16 protein-coding genes and 1 pseudogene are annotated in these 16,351 nt (G+C 61.1%); 7 read left to right on the forward strand and 10 right to left on the reverse strand.

The features are described from left to right. Positions 1-12: 12 nt before the first annotated feature. Together WDN46_20155 and WDN46_20160 are read right to left on the reverse strand one after the other, a co-directional pair. The gene (locus tag WDN46_20155; GenBank protein ID MEJ0095630.1) at positions 13-1,296 is read right to left on the reverse strand and encodes a PHB depolymerase family esterase; all 1,284 of its coding nucleotides are present in this window, start codon (positions 1,294-1,296) and stop codon (positions 13-15) included. Positions 1,297-1,381: 85 nt separating this feature from the next. Beyond that, on the reverse strand, positions 1,382-1,801 hold the full coding sequence (locus WDN46_20160) for a CopG family transcriptional regulator (protein ID MEJ0095631.1): 420 nt from the start codon (positions 1,799-1,801) through the stop codon (positions 1,382-1,384). A 757-nt stretch (positions 1,802-2,558) separates the two neighbouring features. Between WDN46_20160 and WDN46_20165 the strand changes: the two genes are divergently transcribed. The 5 genes from WDN46_20165 (at position 2,559) to WDN46_20185 (ending at position 8,016) form a co-directional block, all read left to right on the forward strand. Continuing rightward, complete coding sequence (locus WDN46_20165) at positions 2,559-2,930, forward strand: lipoprotein (protein MEJ0095632.1); 372 nt, start codon at positions 2,559-2,561, stop codon at positions 2,928-2,930. Positions 2,931-2,943: 13 nt separating this feature from the next. Continuing rightward, complete coding sequence (gene lysA, locus WDN46_20170) at positions 2,944-4,215, forward strand: diaminopimelate decarboxylase (GenBank protein MEJ0095633.1); 1,272 nt, start codon at positions 2,944-2,946, stop codon at positions 4,213-4,215. Between the two features lie 69 nt (positions 4,216-4,284). Continuing rightward, the gene (locus WDN46_20175; protein ID MEJ0095634.1) at positions 4,285-7,005 is read left to right on the forward strand and encodes a TIGR02302 family protein; all 2,721 of its coding nucleotides are present in this window, start codon (positions 4,285-4,287) and stop codon (positions 7,003-7,005) included. 179 nt (positions 7,006-7,184) lie between these two features. Then, the gene (locus WDN46_20180; GenBank protein ID MEJ0095635.1) at positions 7,185-7,373 is read left to right on the forward strand and encodes a twin transmembrane helix small protein; all 189 of its coding nucleotides are present in this window, start codon (positions 7,185-7,187) and stop codon (positions 7,371-7,373) included. 55 nt (positions 7,374-7,428) lie between these two features. Next, the gene (locus WDN46_20185) at positions 7,429-8,016 is read left to right on the forward strand and encodes a cob(I)yrinic acid a,c-diamide adenosyltransferase (GenBank protein MEJ0095636.1); all 588 of its coding nucleotides are present in this window, start codon (positions 7,429-7,431) and stop codon (positions 8,014-8,016) included. A gap of 98 nt (positions 8,017-8,114) precedes the next feature. Here WDN46_20185 and WDN46_20190 read toward each other — a convergent pair whose 3' ends face one another. From WDN46_20190 to WDN46_20215, 6 genes and pseudogenes are all read right to left on the reverse strand, one after another. Beyond that, the gene (locus WDN46_20190) at positions 8,115-9,578 is read right to left on the reverse strand and encodes a peptide ABC transporter substrate-binding protein (protein ID MEJ0095637.1); all 1,464 of its coding nucleotides are present in this window, start codon (positions 9,576-9,578) and stop codon (positions 8,115-8,117) included. Positions 9,579-10,078: 500 nt separating this feature from the next. Beyond that, complete coding sequence (locus tag WDN46_20195) at positions 10,079-10,906, reverse strand: carbon-nitrogen hydrolase family protein (GenBank protein MEJ0095638.1); 828 nt, start codon at positions 10,904-10,906, stop codon at positions 10,079-10,081. A gap of 61 nt (positions 10,907-10,967) precedes the next feature. After that, complete coding sequence (locus WDN46_20200) at positions 10,968-11,624, reverse strand: alpha-ketoglutarate-dependent dioxygenase AlkB (protein MEJ0095639.1); 657 nt, start codon at positions 11,622-11,624, stop codon at positions 10,968-10,970. A gap of 59 nt (positions 11,625-11,683) precedes the next feature. Then, a complete protein-coding gene (locus tag WDN46_20205) occupies positions 11,684-12,304 on the reverse strand; it encodes a 2,3-bisphosphoglycerate-dependent phosphoglycerate mutase (GenBank protein MEJ0095640.1) in 621 nt (206 codons plus the stop codon). A gap of 305 nt (positions 12,305-12,609) precedes the next feature. After that, on the reverse strand, positions 12,610-13,233 hold the full coding sequence (locus WDN46_20210; GenBank protein MEJ0095641.1) for an IS5 family transposase: 624 nt from the start codon (positions 13,231-13,233) through the stop codon (positions 12,610-12,612). After that, a pseudogene (locus tag WDN46_20215) lies at positions 13,200-13,370 on the reverse strand (transposase). The gene WDN46_20210 and the pseudogene WDN46_20215 overlap by 34 nt, the downstream one beginning before the upstream one ends. A 149-nt stretch (positions 13,371-13,519) precedes the next feature. On the opposite strand from WDN46_20215, the gene WDN46_20220 reads away from it, so the two are divergent. Continuing rightward, a complete protein-coding gene (locus tag WDN46_20220; GenBank protein ID MEJ0095642.1) occupies positions 13,520-13,879 on the forward strand; it encodes a DUF6460 domain-containing protein in 360 nt (119 codons plus the stop codon). A gap of 10 nt (positions 13,880-13,889) precedes the next feature. Here WDN46_20220 and WDN46_20225 read toward each other — a convergent pair whose 3' ends face one another. Beyond that, positions 13,890-15,014 carry a quinone-dependent dihydroorotate dehydrogenase gene (locus WDN46_20225; protein MEJ0095643.1) on the reverse strand — a complete coding sequence of 375 codons (1,125 nt, stop codon included), beginning with the start codon at positions 15,012-15,014 and terminating at the stop codon, positions 13,890-13,892. A 206-nt stretch (positions 15,015-15,220) separates the two neighbouring features. On the opposite strand from WDN46_20225, the gene WDN46_20230 reads away from it, so the two are divergent. Continuing rightward, a complete protein-coding gene (locus tag WDN46_20230; protein MEJ0095644.1) occupies positions 15,221-15,889 on the forward strand; it encodes a 4'-phosphopantetheinyl transferase superfamily protein in 669 nt (222 codons plus the stop codon). Positions 15,890-15,961: 72 nt separating this feature from the next. Here the strand turns inward: WDN46_20230 and WDN46_20235 are convergent, their stop codons facing one another. Beyond that, a complete protein-coding gene (locus tag WDN46_20235) occupies positions 15,962-16,255 on the reverse strand; it encodes a DUF2158 domain-containing protein (GenBank protein MEJ0095645.1) in 294 nt (97 codons plus the stop codon). Positions 16,256-16,351: the final 96 nt, after the last annotated feature.

The following is a 16,351-nucleotide window of genomic DNA, read 5'->3' on the forward strand; positions in this document are numbered from 1 at the left end:
CGGCGCTGACCTTCACCGGCGCCGCGCCGGGCTCTCCAGAAAAAACCGCAGCATTTCGCACGAGGCGTCGGGGCCCCCCTGCTCAGTGAATGAGCCGCCGGGGTGGCCGCCGGACCACGCGTGTCCGAGGCCGCTGATCTCCCAATGTTCCACCCGCGCCGCGCCTTTCGCGTCCCGGATGATCGTGCGCGCATAAGCGGCGCCTGCTAATTCGCCCTCCTGCTTCTCCTCGCCGGCAACGCCTTTGAGTCCTGCGCGCGCGGCGGCGACGATCTGCTCGGCGTTGGCCGGGTGCACCGTCCGATCCGAGGCGCCGTGGAACACGATGGTGCGAACGTTTGCATCTCGAGGCGGAGACTTCGAGGTTGCGGCTGGGCTCGGCCCGCTGCGCATAGCGGCGAACGCCGACACCACATCATTCGCCGCGCCGTGGGGCAATCCTGAATGGATGCCGGCGGCGGCGAACAAATCGGGATAAGTAGCGGCCATGGTCGCGGCCATCGCCCCACCGGCCGAAAGGCCCGCGACATAGACGCGATCGGCGTCGATGCGAAACTCCGCCATGATCTCGCGGGTGATCCCCGCGATGATGCTCGGCTCGCCGCTATCCCGCATTTGATCCTTTTGATTGAACCAGTTCCAGCAGCCCATCTGATTGGCGCTGCTGGTTTGTTTGGGATAGGCGACGATGAAGCCATGTTCGTTCGCAAGCTGGTTCATTCCAGTTCCAACCGCGAAGTCATCCGGGTCCTGCTTGCAGCCATGCAACATGACGACGAGGGGCAGCTTGCGACGGTCCGTCTTGCTTGGAACGTAGAGCTTATAATCGCGCGAACCCGCCTCGCAGGTGAAGGAGCGGGTTAGAAAGCGAGCCTCATCCTGAGTCGGAGCCTCCGGCGCGGCAGGCGCTGGCCTCGGGTCAAACCCAAAGCTAGGCATGCCGCCGTGGCGCAGCAGCTCCAGAACCTCTCCCATGGGCCTAACCGCGCGAACTGACTTAAAGACGGCATCGCGCGAAAACAGACCATCATCGGCAAGGCTGGCTGCTTCCCATGGCGCGCCGAATTTCGCCGACGCTTTCGCATCGCTTTTCAGTTCAAGCGCCGGCGCCTTTTTCGACGATGATTCTTTCGGCGCATGGGCGCGCTTCTCCAGCGCGCCACCTTCAACGCGATCTTCTTCGCCCTGACTCTTTCCGCCTAGCGCGTCCTGGATGATCCGCGTCGCTTCCATGAGATTCTCCCGCGATGTCAATTGCGCGGCCCTTCGCATGGCGGCGTTGAAGATAGTGTTCATCCTTGAGTCCTTTGTTCGAGGCGCAGCCCGGATATCGCCACGCGAAGCAATCCCGCATGAAAAAACTGTGCGAAACTGAATGTGATTAGCGGATGCGGTCGCCTAGCGCGGTTTTCACCGCTCTGCTGGCCTGCAGAGCGCCCATGATGGTTATCGCCTCGATTGTCTCGCGGGCGAGTTCGGGCGGAACGTCTTCGGCGATGATCGCCAGTCCCACTACCTGAATGCGCAGCATCTCTCCGGCGGCCTTCACCGCATCGAGATCTGCGCGACTATAGTGACGAAGCCCTATCTCCAGCGTCTGCCGGATGATGGTCTGTTTGACCGCATCGGCGTGGATGGCGAGCTGATTGCGAATCGCCGTTCTGATCAAGTCAGTGCGATTGGAATAGAATCCCTCGCGCACGAGAAGGTCAATATGGCCAAGGTCAACGTAGCCGACGTTTATGGTGATCTTCTCGCTCTCGTTTATCCTGTCCCGCAGGTGATAAATTTCGGCGCTCATGACCTTTCTCCATCCACATGGATGGTATATGGATGGCGCATGGATTGTTCGCAAGTGCGAAAGGCCCGTTTGCGGCGCAAAATCGCCCTTGCGATGATCACAAAAAGCGGAGCAGAAGAGGTGGCATCTAAGATTTGTGATGCCCGGAGGGCACCGATGGAATATGCTAAAGCAGGCATCGGGGCCGAGCTGGAGCTATTTGCTTCAGAACTCCTTGTATAACGCTCAAGCCGGACAATCGGGCTAGGTCAAGCTGACGCAGGGATCTTTTGCCACGCCCGTCGATCCGGTTTGTGAGCGATGCCTCTTCCATGCGGGTCTTAGCCCGGAAACTGGATGAACTGATTCAAAACGCCCTATGATCGGGCGATATTGTGCCGGCGGCGAGCGAGCCTCCTTGAAGGAGAATTGAGATGGCAAAAGGTCAACTTCGCAGCAATCGAGAAGCCAAAAAGCCCAAAAAAGAGAAGCCGAAGGACGTCGCGGCGACGCCGACGCTCTTGAAGGGCGGCTCGGCCGACAAGAAAAAATAGCGCAGGGCGGCGGCGCCGTCCGGGAGGCTGATCGCCAACGGCGACCGACTCAGTCTGGAGCCGTGGTCAGCGCATAAGCATTCAGAGTCGGCGAGCCCGGCTTTGAAATTGTGTTGGAGCGCGAAGATAGGCGACACCCCAAAGCAGTCAGCCTTGGGGTCTAAAATGGCGGATTTGGCGACGTCGGCGTCGGAAACGCACGATCGATTAGATTTGCAACGATCATGGTCTATAGTGTCGCTCCAGCCTGGAGCCGCTTCGTGATTTGTTTTCGCCCAAACCTCTGCGCCGCCATTTGTCTCGTCGCCCTCGCGCTGTCTTTGCAGGGCTGCGGACGGCGCGGGCCGCTCGAACCGCCCCCTGGCGCCACCCCGATAAACGCGCCGCTGAGCGGGACCCCAGACCAAAATGACGCTCCGCGAAGCGCCGCCGAAGTGCCGGGCTTCGTCCCGCAGACCTCCGGCGGCAGCGTGGGCGCCAATACGCCGGCGACCCAGGCGCCCAATGTTCCGGCTCCGGCAGCCCCCCCGGCGTCGGCGGCGCCGCAGCAGTCAAAGGCTCCGCCCCGGCCCTCCCCGCTTGATCCCTTGCTCTGACCCTTTCCGGCCCATGCACCATTTTGTGATGAAGAACGGCGTCATGCACGCCGAAGATGTCGACCTTTCCCGCCTCGCAGCCGAGGTCGGAACCCCATTCTACTGCTATTCCAGCGCCACCTTGACCCGCCATTACCAAGTGTTCAAGGCGGCGTTCGGCGATCTCGACAATCTCGTTTGCTACGCCGTGAAAGCCAATTCGAACCAGGCCGTTCTCACGACCCTGGCGCGGCTTGACGCGGGCATGGATGTCGTATCCGGAGGCGAATTGCGGCGCGCGCTCGCAGCCGGGGCCTCCGCAGACAAAATCACCTTTTCCGGCATAGGCAAGACCGAAGCCGAGATGGCCTTTGCGCTGGATGCCGGCATTCTTTGCTTCAACGTCGAATCGGAGCCGGAACTGCATGCCTTGTCGGCGCTGGCCAGTGCCAAAGGCCGCTTGGCGCCGATCGCGCTTCGGATCAATCCCGACGTCGACGCCAAAACCCATGCGAAAATCTCGACCGGCAAGGCCGAGAACAAGTTCGGCATTCCAATCAGCCACGCCCGCGCGGCGTTTGCGGAAGCCGCTCGCCTGCCGGGACTCAAAGTCACTGGCGTCGACATTCATATTGGCTCGCAGATCACCGATCTCGCCCCATTTGACCGCGCCTTCGAACTCACCGCCGATTTCGTGCGGGCGTTGCGCGCGGACGGACACGACATCGACCATCTCGATGCGGGCGGCGGCCTTGGCATTCCCTACCGCGAAACGGAAGATCCGGACAGCTATCACCCCGACCGCTATGCCAAAATCGTCAGGGCCCGGCTTGGCAACCTGGGCTGCCGGCTGATTTTCGAGCCGGGCCGGCTCATCGTCGGCAACGCCGGGATTCTGGTGACGCGCGTAATTTACGTGAAGCGGGGCGAGGCCAAAACTTTCGTGATCGTCGACGCCGCCATGAACGATTTGATACGGCCGACGCTTTACGACGCCCATCACGACATCAAATTTATCCAAACGCCGCCGCCGCAGGCGCCGCAAATCACCGCCGATATCGTTGGGCCGGTGTGCGAAACCGGCGATTATCTGGCGCTGGCCCGACAAATGGCCGAGCCTCGGCCCGGCGATCTTCTGGCGGTGATGTCGGCTGGCGCCTATGGCGCGGTGCAGGCCGGCACGTATAATTCGAGGTTGCTCGCCCCCGAAATTCTCGTCCGGGGCCCGGAATACGCGGTCGTGCGCCCGCGCAAAACCTACGAGGATTTGATCGGCCTCGACGCAATTCCGGCTTGGTTGCGCTAGATATTCTCGCCCGCGCTACTGGCGAGCCGGCGACATCGTGCTAGATTTCTCTAGGGGATGCGTCGGATCATGCCGATCGCGCTTCCGGAGATCGGTTTGCTGAGACTGGGTCGCTCCTCAACGCCTTCAGGGCAAAACTCCTCCCGCGAACCCCGCGACGCGGCGCTTCAGCCTGCGGAGACGGCCCGAAATCCGCGCCTCGAAAGGCTTATTTCGCAGGCGCGCGCGGTCCTCTTATTCGAGCGGATGTGGCGGCTTTTGGCCCCGGCGCTGGTGGTTATCGGGTTTTTCCTTTGCGTCTCATGGACCGGGCTCTGGCTCGAAGCGCCACATTGGACGCGCATCCTTGGCGTTGGCGCTCTGGCGCTCGGCCTCATCTATAGCCTGCTGCCGCTTCGCCGCTTCTCCCTACCGACGCGCGCCGACGCTCTGGCGAGAATCGATCGCGTCTCGGGTTTGCGCCAGCGCCCGGCGGCGGTGCTCGAAGACCGGCTCGGAAACCCCGGCGACGACCCGGCGACGCGCGCCCTGTGGAACCTGCACCGGCGTCGCGCCGAACAGTCGATCGCCTTGCTCCGCGCTGGCGCCCCCTCGCCGCGCCTCGTCGACCTCGATCGCTACGCCTTCCGCGCCATCGTTCTCGTTGGACTAGTCGCGACGGCTTTCATCGCCGGTCCCGAAAAATACGCCCGCGTCGCGGCGGCTTTCGACTGGCCCTTCGCGGGGCTCGGGCGCCAAGAACAGCGGGTCGACGCCTGGATCGATCCGCCTGCCTACACGGGCCGGGCGCCGATCGTCCTCGGTCTTCATGGCGCAAACTCCGGCGCGCCGCAAAAAATCGAGGCACCGACGGGCTCGATCGTCATCATTCGCACCTCCGGGGGCAAAGCAAGCTTCGAGGCCGAAGGGGCCTTGGAAGATGCCGCCAAAGAAAAGCCGGATGGCTCCGCCGCGGCGGCGAACAAGCCGGCGGCGCCCAAAACCGACAGCGACAACGAAACGCGCCTTGTCCTGCGGGGCAACGCCAAGCTGACGGTCGGCTCTCTTGGCGCATTCGAAATCGCCGCGACCCCCGATACGCCGCCCATGATCGCGTTGACGGACGCGCCGAAAGCCAATGCGCGCGGCACGCTCGCGCTGAGATATAAGATCACCGACGATTACGGCGCGACCAGCGCCGAAGCGACCTTCGCCAATCCGGCGACGGCCAGCGGCAGGCCGGCCAAGCGCCCTCTCGTCCATGCGCCGCACGCGCCGCTCCTGCTGCCGCCGCCGGGCGATCTTTCCGGGGAGGCCGAAACGACCATCGATCTCTCTGACCATCCCTGGGCTGGCGCACGCGTTGAGATGACATTGATCGCCCGCGATGACGGCGGCAATGCGGGCAAAAGCGAATCTTTGGTGGTGACGCTGCCGCAAAAGCCTTTCATCAAGCCGCTCGCCCGCGCGCTCGTCGAGCAAAGACGCAACCTTGTGCTTGAACCAGACAATAAGGGGCGCGTCGCGACCGCGCTCGAAGCTCTGATGATTGCGCCGGATGCGTTCGGCGTCAGCGCCGGCGTCTACCTTGGGTTGAAGGCGGCGTCGGAAAGGCTTTCGTCCGCGGCCAAGGACAGCGATTTGGTCGAAGTCGCCGACTATCTTTGGGCGATGGCTCTTCGGATCGAAAATGGCGATCTATCTGAAACCGAACGCGATCTGCGCGCCGCCCAACAGAAATTGCGAGAAGCCTTGCAGCGCAATGCGCCGCCGGACGAAATCAAGAAGCTCAGCGACGATCTACGCGCGGTGATGGATAAATTCCTGCGCGAGTTCGCTGAAAAGCAGCAGGAAAACATGGGTCAAAGCGACCCCGGCGCAGAAAAAGGGAACAGCCGGTCGGTCAGTCCGAAAGATCTGCAAGCCATGCTCGACAAGATGCAGGACATGGCGCGCTCGGGAGACACGACCGATGCGCAAAAGATGCTCGATCAACTGCAGAATATCCTCGAAAATCTGAAAATGGCGCGGCCGCGCAAAGTCGACCCCAGGGCGCGCGAAATGGCCCACGCCATTAATGAATTGGGCCAGATGAGCCAGGAGCAGCAGGACCTGCGCGACGAGACCCATCAGAGCGCCGACGCCGGCAAGCGCCAGCAACGCGGCCAGATGGGACAGCAAGAAGACCCGAGCCTCGGCGACTCGCCCGACGACGAAGATCAAGATCAGGATCAAGACAGCAGAGCTGGCGACGCCAGCCCGAAAGGCCAGGACCAGGCCAACCAGGCCAATCTGCAAAAGCGCCAGCAAGCCCTCCGCGATCGCCTTGATAAGCTTCAGAAACGCCTCGACCAAGCCGGACAAGGCGAACCCGGCCTTGATGATGCAAAAAAGGCGATGGGCGAGGCGGAAAAGGCGCTGGAACAGGGATCGCGCGGCAATGATCAAGCGGTGGACGCGCAAGGACGCGCCATAGACGCGATGCGCGAGGGCGCCCAAAAGCTCGCTGAATCCATGCAAGGCAAAGGCCAGGGCGAGCCTTCCGACCAGGAGGGAGAAGGCGAGGGGCAAGGAGAGGGCGATGGCGGTCAAGGCGCCAAAGGCCAGTTCGGCGAAGGCGGCGCCGATCCGCTTGGCCGTCCGACCGGAGGCGATCGCGGGTTCAACCCGAGCGCCCGTTACGATCCGCTGGGGGTTCCGGCGGCGCAGCGCGCTCAGCGCGTGCTCGAGGAATTGCGCCGTCGCCTTGGGGAACCCTCGCGTTCTCGCGACGAGATCGATTATCTCGAGCGTCTGCTGCGGCGCTATTAGAACCTGACGCTGAAAAGTTGCGGGTTTTCGGATAGCATCATGAGGCGAGACGAAAAGACAATCGCCTCATCGATTCGATTTGGAGCGGGGATGCGTTAGCTTCCGATCCAATCCGAAAAGCCTGCAATTTTCCAAATGACGCTTCAGCCTTTCCCAACTCGATCCAGGGAAGCTTCGACATGCACGCCTTAGGCAATCTTCTCGTCGCCGTCGCCATAGGCGCGGTCTTCGTCGTCCTCCTCATGGGTTTCGTCAATATGATGCGCGGGGGCAGCCCCAATGTGTCGCAGAAACTCATGCGCTGGCGCGTTGGTTTGCAGTTCGTCGCCATCATCGTCATCATCGGCGTTCTATGGTTTCGCAGTTGACTAATGCGGCAGAGTGTCACATGTGAATGCGCAGCATAAGCTTGATGGGAAAACCATGGTCGTTTTGAACCGCATTTACACTCGCACCGGAGACGCAGGCTTAACCGCGCTCGGAACCGGCGAGCGCCGCCCAAAGAACGATCTTCGCATAGAAGCCTACGGCAGCATCGACGAAGCCAATTGCGCCATCGGTCTCGCGCGCGTTTCGACCTCGACCGATCCGCAGTGCGCGAGGGTCGACGCCATGCTGCTTTGCATCCAAAACGATCTGTTCGATCTCGGCGCCGACCTTTGCATGCCGGAAACAGGGCAAAAGCGAGATTACGAGGCGCTGCGCATCGTCCAGGCGCAAGTCGATCGGCTCGAACGCAAGATCGATGAATTGAATGCGGAGCTTACCCCTTTGCTGTCTTTCGTGCTGCCCGGCGGATCGCCGGCGGCCGCCGCCCTGCATCTCGCCCGCACGATCACCCGCCGGGCTGAGCGGCGCCTTGTCTCCCTGAGCCGCACCCCAGGGGAAGGAATCGGCGAACCGGCGCTCAAATATGTCAACCGCCTATCCGATTTCCTGTTCGTCGCGGCGCGCTATGTGAATCGCAAAGGCGAAGGCGATATTCTATGGGTGCCCGGCCAAAATCGGTGACGCATCGACCGAGATATAGCGGCCCGGATGGATATCGAGCGGGTTGGGCTCCCATCCGCGCAGTTTCGGCGACACGAGATTGCTCGAGAGATAAGTCATCAGCACAAGGTAGGGCTGCTCCTTGAGAAGCAACGCCTCCGCCTCATGCAAAAAATAGCCGAGCGCCGTTCCGGCTCCCTCTCCGCCGCGGCCGAACGCATCAACGCGTCATAATCGGCGTTGGCGAAGCTTGGAACATTCAGGCCTTTGTTGTCGCTCTCCGCCAAGAATAGAAAATTCTGCGCATCGGGATAGTCGGCGTACCAAGTCGTTCGCGCGACGTCGAAGGGCGTTTTCTCCCGCAAAAACGCATAATGCGTGGCGGCGTCCGTGCTCATAAGGCGAGTTTCGACGCCAAGCGTTTTCCACATGTCGGCGATCGCGACAGCCGTCGCTCGATTGTTGCCCGATTCGTTGAAGCGTATTTCGACCTCGAGCTTCGCGCCGCCTTGGCCAAAGCCCGCTTCAGTCAGCAAGCGCTTCGCCTCATCTTCACGCTCGATAAGGCTCATTCCCTTCCAGGCGACCTCCGAGGGCGCGCCATAGCCGGCGATGCCGGGCGGAACGAAACCGTAGCTCGGCGCCATCGCCCCACCCCAGATGCGATTGGCCAAAAACTCGCGGTCGACCGCCATCGACAAAGCCCGACGAATTTTTGGGTCGTCGAAGGGTTTCCGGCGCACATCGAAGGCGTAATAATAGCCGCCGAGACTGGGCGATACCCGCAGCGCCGAGCCCAAATGCTTGCGCACGAAGGCGATCTGCTCGATCGGCGCTTCGTCATAAGAGTCGATCTCGCCGGCCATGAATCTGCGCAGCGCCGCTGAGCGATCTTCCAGCGAGATGAAGATTTCAGCGTCGAGAGCCACCTGCGCCGCATCGCCATAGAACGGGTTCTTGACGAGGACGATGCGGTCGTTCGGAGTGAATTCCTTCAGCATGAAGGGTCCGTTCGTCACCATATGCGCCGGGTGCACGAAATCCGAGCCAAAAGCCTCGACCGACTTGCGATGCAGCGGCCTGGCGCCGGGCAGAGCAAGCTCATCAAGGATATAGGGCGTCGGCTGTTCGAGCGCGATTTCGAGCGTCGCATCGCCCACTGCGCGGACGCCCAAAGCCTCCGGCGGCGCCTGGCGCTTATTGACCTTTTCGGCGTTTTTCAGCGTATAAAACAGGTTAGCGTAGGGCGCCCCTGTCGCAGGCGCGAGCAAGCGCCGAAAAGCGAAGACGAAATCATCGGGCGTAACCCTATCGCCATTCGACCATTTCGCGTCGCGGCGAAATTGAAACGTATAGACAGTTGCGTCCTTGTTGGCGCTCCAGCTTTCGGCGACTCCCGGAACGAGTTCGCCGCGAGCGTTCCGGCTGAGGAGTCCCTCGAACAATTCCGCGAGGACATTGCTCTCGGCTAAAGTCGTCGCCTTATGCGGATCGAGCGAGCCAGGATCGGCGAGCGCGCCGCGGCGCCAAACCATATCCGCGTGCGCCGGTGCGACGAGGACGACGAAGGCCATGAGAATCATCGTCCAAAAACCAAGCGGCGAGATAATCGTCGCGCGGGCCCAATCGACTCGCGCCATGCTTGTTTTTGTGCCCCGCATCACCCTATCAAGCACAACAATTCAGAATGTATTTCTAATGCTCTTGCTGCCTTCAGGGAAAACTTTATGCGTCGACTGCAATTCTGTGCGCTAATTGTTGTTTCGAGTTGCGCCTTATGGCTGGACGCTACGACGTCGGGATCGGCCTTTGAAACCACCGTGGCGGGCGGATACAATCCTGTCCTGAAGCGTTGCGCCCACGAGTACGGCTGGCATTACAATCGATGGGGCTTTTACGTTTTTGGCCCTTACCGGCGCTGCGTCAGGATGCGGTCCGAAGGCAGGATGCAACCCAGAACAGGATATGCTGTTACCGTCATCCGCCAATATTATTTCCCCAACGCGAAATGCATTAGCGGCAATGGCTGGCATTATGATCCGTTCGGCCATCGCGTTAAAGGATTTTGGCGCAGCTGCAACTCTCATTGAGGAGCAAAGCGGACTTTATGCTGCGCGACGGGGATTTGTCCGCGCACTTTGTTGACGCGCGCGAGATCGATCCGCGCCGAGACGACGCCGACGCCATCCGACGCCTTTGCGATGACGTGGCCCCATGGGTCGACGATGAGCGAATGACCATAGGTCTGGCGCGTTTCATTGCCGGCGACATGAGCTCCCGTCTGCGCCGCGGCGCAGAAATAAGTCTGCGTCTCGATCGCGCGCGCGCGGCACAGCGCCTCCCAATGATCCTTGCCGGTTTGCAGGGTGAAGGCTGCGGGCAGAGCGATCATCTGCGCGCCTTCGGCGACCAGCCTTTGAAACAGGTCAGGGAACCGCAAATCATAGCAAATCGAACAGCCGACAATCATATCCTCGCAAGGATAGGTAACGATGGCGTCGCCCGGCGCGAAGGATGCGCTTTCGCGATACTGCATTCCGTCCGGCGCCGTGATGTCGAACATATGGATCTTGCGGTACCGCGCGATTTCGCCGCCGCCGCGATCGAAAGCCACTGTGGTGTTGTGAATGCGCTCTCCGCCCTCGGCCTTCTCGAGGATTGAGCCGGCGTGAATGAACACTCCGTGCTTTTTGGCGAGCGACTGCATCGCGGCATAGGCCGGCCCACCCGGAAAGGCTTCCGCCGCCGCGAATTTGGCCGCGCGATCGTCGCCGAGGAAATCGAAGCATTCGGGCAGGCTGATCCAGTCCGGCCGCTCCTCCGCAACGGCCTGTTCGATCAATTGCGTCGCGGCGCGAATATTTGCGGCCTTGTCGCTGATCGAATTCATCTGGATCAGGGAGATTTTCATGATGCCTCCTGGCGATGGGCTGATGTTGGCGGGATTGCTACAATCAAAATCTCAAAGTCGATCAAGGCTTCGGCTGGGAGACTCCCCGCAGCGTTAAATTGACTCGTCCTCCACCCGGCAGCAGCTGCGATGTCCCGGCCAAAATTCGATCGACGCCGTGAAATGCAAGCCGCGATGCGCCGCCGAGCACGATAACATCGCCCGAATGGAGCTTCAGACTTTTGGTCGGATCGCCGCGCTTCAATCCGCCGTAGCGAAACACGCATGAATCGCCGAGCGAGATCGAGACGACGGGCGCCGAAAAATCCCCCTCGCCGCTGTCCTGGTGGAGACCCATGCGCGCCGACGAGTTGTAGAAATTCACGAGGCACGCTTGCGGCGGGTGCGGATAAGCGGACAATTCCCGCCAGGCTTGCAACGCTAAAGCGGGGATCGGCGGCCAAGGCTCCCCCGTTACAGGATGCAGCGGCTGATAACGATAGCCATCGACGTCTGAGACCCAGCCTAGCGGCCCGCAATTGGTCATTTTGACCGAGAAGGGATGGCCAGTGCGCGGCATGCGCGGCATATACCAGGGCGCGCGCGCGGCGAGCGCGGCGACCTCCGCAGCCAGCGCCTGCTGTCGCGCCGCGTCAAAATAGCCTTGCGCAAAGATCAGCCCCGGCGCCAAAAACACCGGCTCAGCGGCGCCAGGAACGCCGAACAAATCATCCATCATTCTTGGCGATATGGCTCCCCTACCCGCTCGCTTCAACCTGCTTTGATCCGAGCTAAGCTCTAGGGCGTCAAAATCTCTTTGCTCTCCACCCTCGAATCGGGTTTTAGCCGATAGACCATCGGAACGCCGGTCGCCAGCTCCATTGAGGGAATCGTCTGCGGCGTCAATTCGTCGAGCACCATAGCAAGGGAGCGCAGCGAATTGCCGTGCGCGACGACGACGACGCGCTCTCCGGCGAGGACCGCCGGCAGAATGGTCTGGCAATAATAAGGAAGCACCCGCGCCACGGTGTCTCTCAAGCTTTCGCCGCCGGGCGGCTGAATATCGTAAGATCGACGCCAAATATGGACTTGCTCATCGCCCCATTTCGCGCGCGCGTCATCTTTATTGAGGCCGCTCAGCTCGCCATAATCGCGCTCGTTCAGAGCGAAATTCCGCTCAGTCGGCACGTCCGAGGCGCCAAATTCAGCCAGCAGCAATTTCAAAGTATGTTGCGCCCGCACCAGATCGGAGGTGAAGGCGCGGTCAAAGCCAAGGCCTTTCGCCTTCAGAACGCGCCCAGCGGCTTTCGCCTCTTCAACGCCTTTTTGAGTTAGACCCGGATCCTTCCAGCCAGTGAACAGGTTTTTCAGATTCCATTCGCTTTGACCATGACGCACGAGCACGAGAATGCGGTCCATATCTCATCCTAGTTTGGGCATCGAACGACGGCGCCGCTCGACCTGTTTCGATCAGCGCCCGCATCGATCCGGATTTGCTCCGCCTTGGCTCAAGCGCCGCATTGGCTTGAGCCGCGCGGTTCGCACAACAGGCTCTAAAACATTTTAGCCTAAGACGAAACCTGGCTTTAGGGCGCAGTCTCGCCGCCGCTTGATAGGATAGATGCATAACGCCAAGCTGGCGAGCCGGTAAGAGGAGGCAGATTCTGTTATTCATGCAGCTTTCACGCCGATATGTCTGGCGGACGCAACCCTAGGCTCAGGACTCATTGATTGAGATAGAAGAGGACGGCGGCTGCGATGCAGATGGCGGAGAAGAAGGTGTGGGCGCATCGATCATAGCGGGTTGCGATGCGCCGCCAGTCCTTGAGCTTGGCGAACATGTTCTCGATTTTGTGACGCTGGCGGTAGAGCGTCTTGTCATAGGCAATGGGAAGCTTGCGGCTTCTGGTTGGCGGGATGCAGGGCTCGACGCCCCTGGCCTTCAGCGCGGCGCGGAACCAGTTGCTGTCGTAGCCCCTGTCGGCGATCAACATTGAAGCGGGCGGTAAAGCCTTGAGCATCAGCCGCGCGCCCTTGTGGTCGCTCATCTGGCCCTCCGAGAGCAACATGACGAGGGGCTTGCCGGCGCCGTCGCAAACGACGTGGAGCTTCGAGTTCAGTCCGCCTTTCGTGCGCCCGATACGGCGGGGAAGAGCCCCTTTTTGAGCAGGCTCGCCGCTGTGCGATGCGCCTTCAGATGCGTGGCGTCGATCATGATGCGCTCGGGCTTTGGACCTTCGCCAGCGAGCGCGGCGAATATGCGGTCGAAGACGCCGAGCCGGCTCCAGCGGATGAAGCGATTGTAAAGCGTCTTGTGCGGCCCGTAATCCTTGGGCGCATCTTTCCATTGCAGGCCGTTGCGGATCACATAGACGATTCCGCTGACCACCCGACGGTCGTCAACCCGCGGAACGCCATGCGACAGAGGAAAATGCGGCGCAAGCCGCGCCATCTGCCGCTCGCCCAACAAAAACAAATCACTCATCCCAGCCTCCCCATGCGGAGACCAGGAATCACATCTCAGGCAAATTTAATAGGTCCTGAGCCTAGCGATCGAATGCGTCCTCGATGTAGACTGGCGCGAAGAACTATGCGTCAAGATGTAATGTCCCTCCAAAAGTCCAGAGGTTTTGCATGAGCGACAATCAGCGTTCGGCGCCCGAGGCGCCCCCCGGGTGGACAAGGGAGCAGCGCGGACCGGCCGCTCCGCAATTGGCGCATAATGAAAGCGCCCTGACCCGTTTTCTCGGCGGTTCTCCCGGAAGCGTCTTTCTGCGCCTGTTTTTCGTTTCATTGATCGTCGGCGCCTTGTTCATGTGGCTCGACATCAGGCCCATCGATGTATTTCGCGGGATTACGCAACTCTTCGACCGCATCTGGGCGCTCGGTTTCGACGCTATCCGCGAGGTCGCGGATTATGTTCTCGTCGGAGCCGCGATCGTCGTTCCGATCTGGCTGGCGCTGCGGCTGCTCAACATGCGCAATGCGCCCTAGGCCCAGCCCGTCAGAAATCTTCGGCGGCGATCCTTCCGGCGGCCCAATCTTGCGCGCCTCGACCGATCGCGTCGGCGAGTCGGGCATAGGATTTCCGCTCCAAAAGCTCGATGAGGCCGCGCTTGGTCGCCCGTGGCAGCAGAGGGCCTTTGAACGCCAGCGCTGAATAGAATTGCACGAGGCTCGCCCCGGCTTCGATTTTGGCGAGAGCGCGCGCGGCGCTGTCGACGCCGCCGACCCCGATCAGCGGAAACTGATTCTCGACGCGCAGATATGCGGCGGCCAGCATCTGCGTCGAAAGCGTGAACAGCGGACGCCCCGAAAGTCCCCCCTGCTGCCTAGCCACCGCCGCGTCTTGAAGCGTCGGCGGCCGCGACAGCGTCGTATTGGAAATGATCAGGCCATCGATGGCGCGGGCGCGGGCGCAAGCGACGATGGCGTCGAGCGCCTCAAGCGAAAGATCGGGGGCGATCTTCAAAAGCACGGGCTTGCGGCCAGATTTCGTCATCGCCGCGTCGCGCGCGGCGATGACGCGGGCGAGCAGATCGTCAAGCGCATCGAATTGCTGCAGATCGCGCAGGCCCGGCGTGTTCGGCGACGAAACATTGATGGTGAAATAATCCGCGACATCGGCGAAAGCGGCGACTCCCCTGACATAATCGCCGGAGCGATCGGGCGAGTCCTTGTTGGCGCCGATATTGACGCCGACCAAACCGGCCCTTGCGGACCGAGCCGCCAGCCGCGCGGCGACAACAACGTGACCTTGGCTATTGAAGCCAAACCGATTAATCACCGCCTGGTCATGCGGAAGCCGAAAAAGGCGCGGGCGCGGATTTCCGGGCTGCGGCAGCGGCGTGATGGTGCCGACTTCGGTAAAGCCGAAGCCAAGCCGCAAAATGGCGTCGACAACCTCGCCATTCTTATCGAAACCGGCCGCTAGCCCAAGCGGGTTCGGAAAATCAAGGCCGAAAGCGCGAACGGCGAGGCGCGGATCGTCAGCCCAGCCGGAAGACAGCGGCAGATGCGCCAGCGCCTTGATCGTCATGCCATGCGCCGTCTCGGGATCGAGATGGGAAAGCAACGGCCGCACAAGCGCGCCGAAAACCGTCGTTAAATTGGATTGACGCCCGTCCATTGAGATGCTCGAAACTCCTTGGGGGCATCAGCCCGCTCGATTTATTATAAAATTCATGGTCCTACAACACTCCCCCGAGTTTGGAACATCGTTTGAAGGGGCTGCGCAAGGCTAAGCCCGCCTGAGCGCGATGCGGCTTGACGGACACTGGCGTCGCCTGCGATGCGGAATGAGGCGGAAGCCAAAGGGCTTGAGAAGGGTTTCCATTGCGACGGATCGAGATTTTAGGCGATGCGGCAAACCTCTGGGTCATCGACGTCGCCGACCAAGCCTTGCTTCCTCGCGAGGGATCAAATCCGCTTTCGGCCGAAGAGATGGCCCGCGCCGATCGATTCGTTCGCGGGGGGGACCGCACGAGATTTATTCTGGCGAGAGCCGCCCTGCGTCATTTGCTCGGGCAAGCCGTGAGCGCTCCGCCCGAAAAACTCGCGTTTTCGGTCGGGCCATACGGAAAGCCCTTTCTCGCTGATCGGCCCGACCTCCAATTCAACGTGTCGCATTCCGGATCGTTCGCGCTGATTGGGATCTCGGCGGAACGTCCGATCGGCGTCGACATCGAGCTGATGCGCGAAAATATCGACGAATTGGCGCTGGCGCGGCATTTCTTCTGTGAACAGGAGCACCGCTTCCTCGCAACGCTCGAGGGCGACGCGCAGCTAACGGCCTTCTACGAGATCTGGACCTGCAAGGAAGCCGTCCTCAAAGCCTTCGGCGTTGGGATTTCAAGCCATTTGAAGGATTTTTGCGTTCATCGGACGCCGCTTGGCGTCGCGATCAAACCCGAGCCCCGATGCTTTGCGCCGGAACTTGCGCAGGTTCGCCTCGGGGCCGTCGAGGTTTCCGCGCGATACGCCGCGACTTTCGCCCTAAGGTGAACGATATTTCTCAGGCGACGCCTACGCTTCCCGGGAAGGGCCGCGGCGGATCAAGCGGGGCAGCCGTTAGCGTCAATTCTCGTCTTGGCGCTTCTTCTTGCCGCGATGCTTCCGGCCTTTGTGATCATCGTCTTCGTCGTCATCATCGTCGTCTTCACCCTCGCCGTCGTCGTCGAGAACGGTAATTTTCTCAAGCGCGATCGCGGGAATGACCTGCGTCCTCACTTCGTCATTCGACTCGGCGTACCAAAGGACACGCACGCCGTCGGCTTCCGTGGCGATGACCGTCATGGCCGGTCCGAAAGACTTCAGTTGAACGATGTCGCCGGGCTCGAATTTTATCGTCTGGCTGCTGGATTCAGTCATGGTCCCTCTTTTGGTTTTCGGTCTCGTCGCACGTTTAGCGCGCGGGCTCCAAATCGGCGCAATACGACGCCAGGCTCTCGATGCCTTAGGATCGTC

The sequence above is a fragment of the Methylocella sp. genome, from assembly GCA_037200525.1.
Classification (GTDB): domain Bacteria; phylum Pseudomonadota; class Alphaproteobacteria; order Rhizobiales; family Beijerinckiaceae; genus Methylocapsa.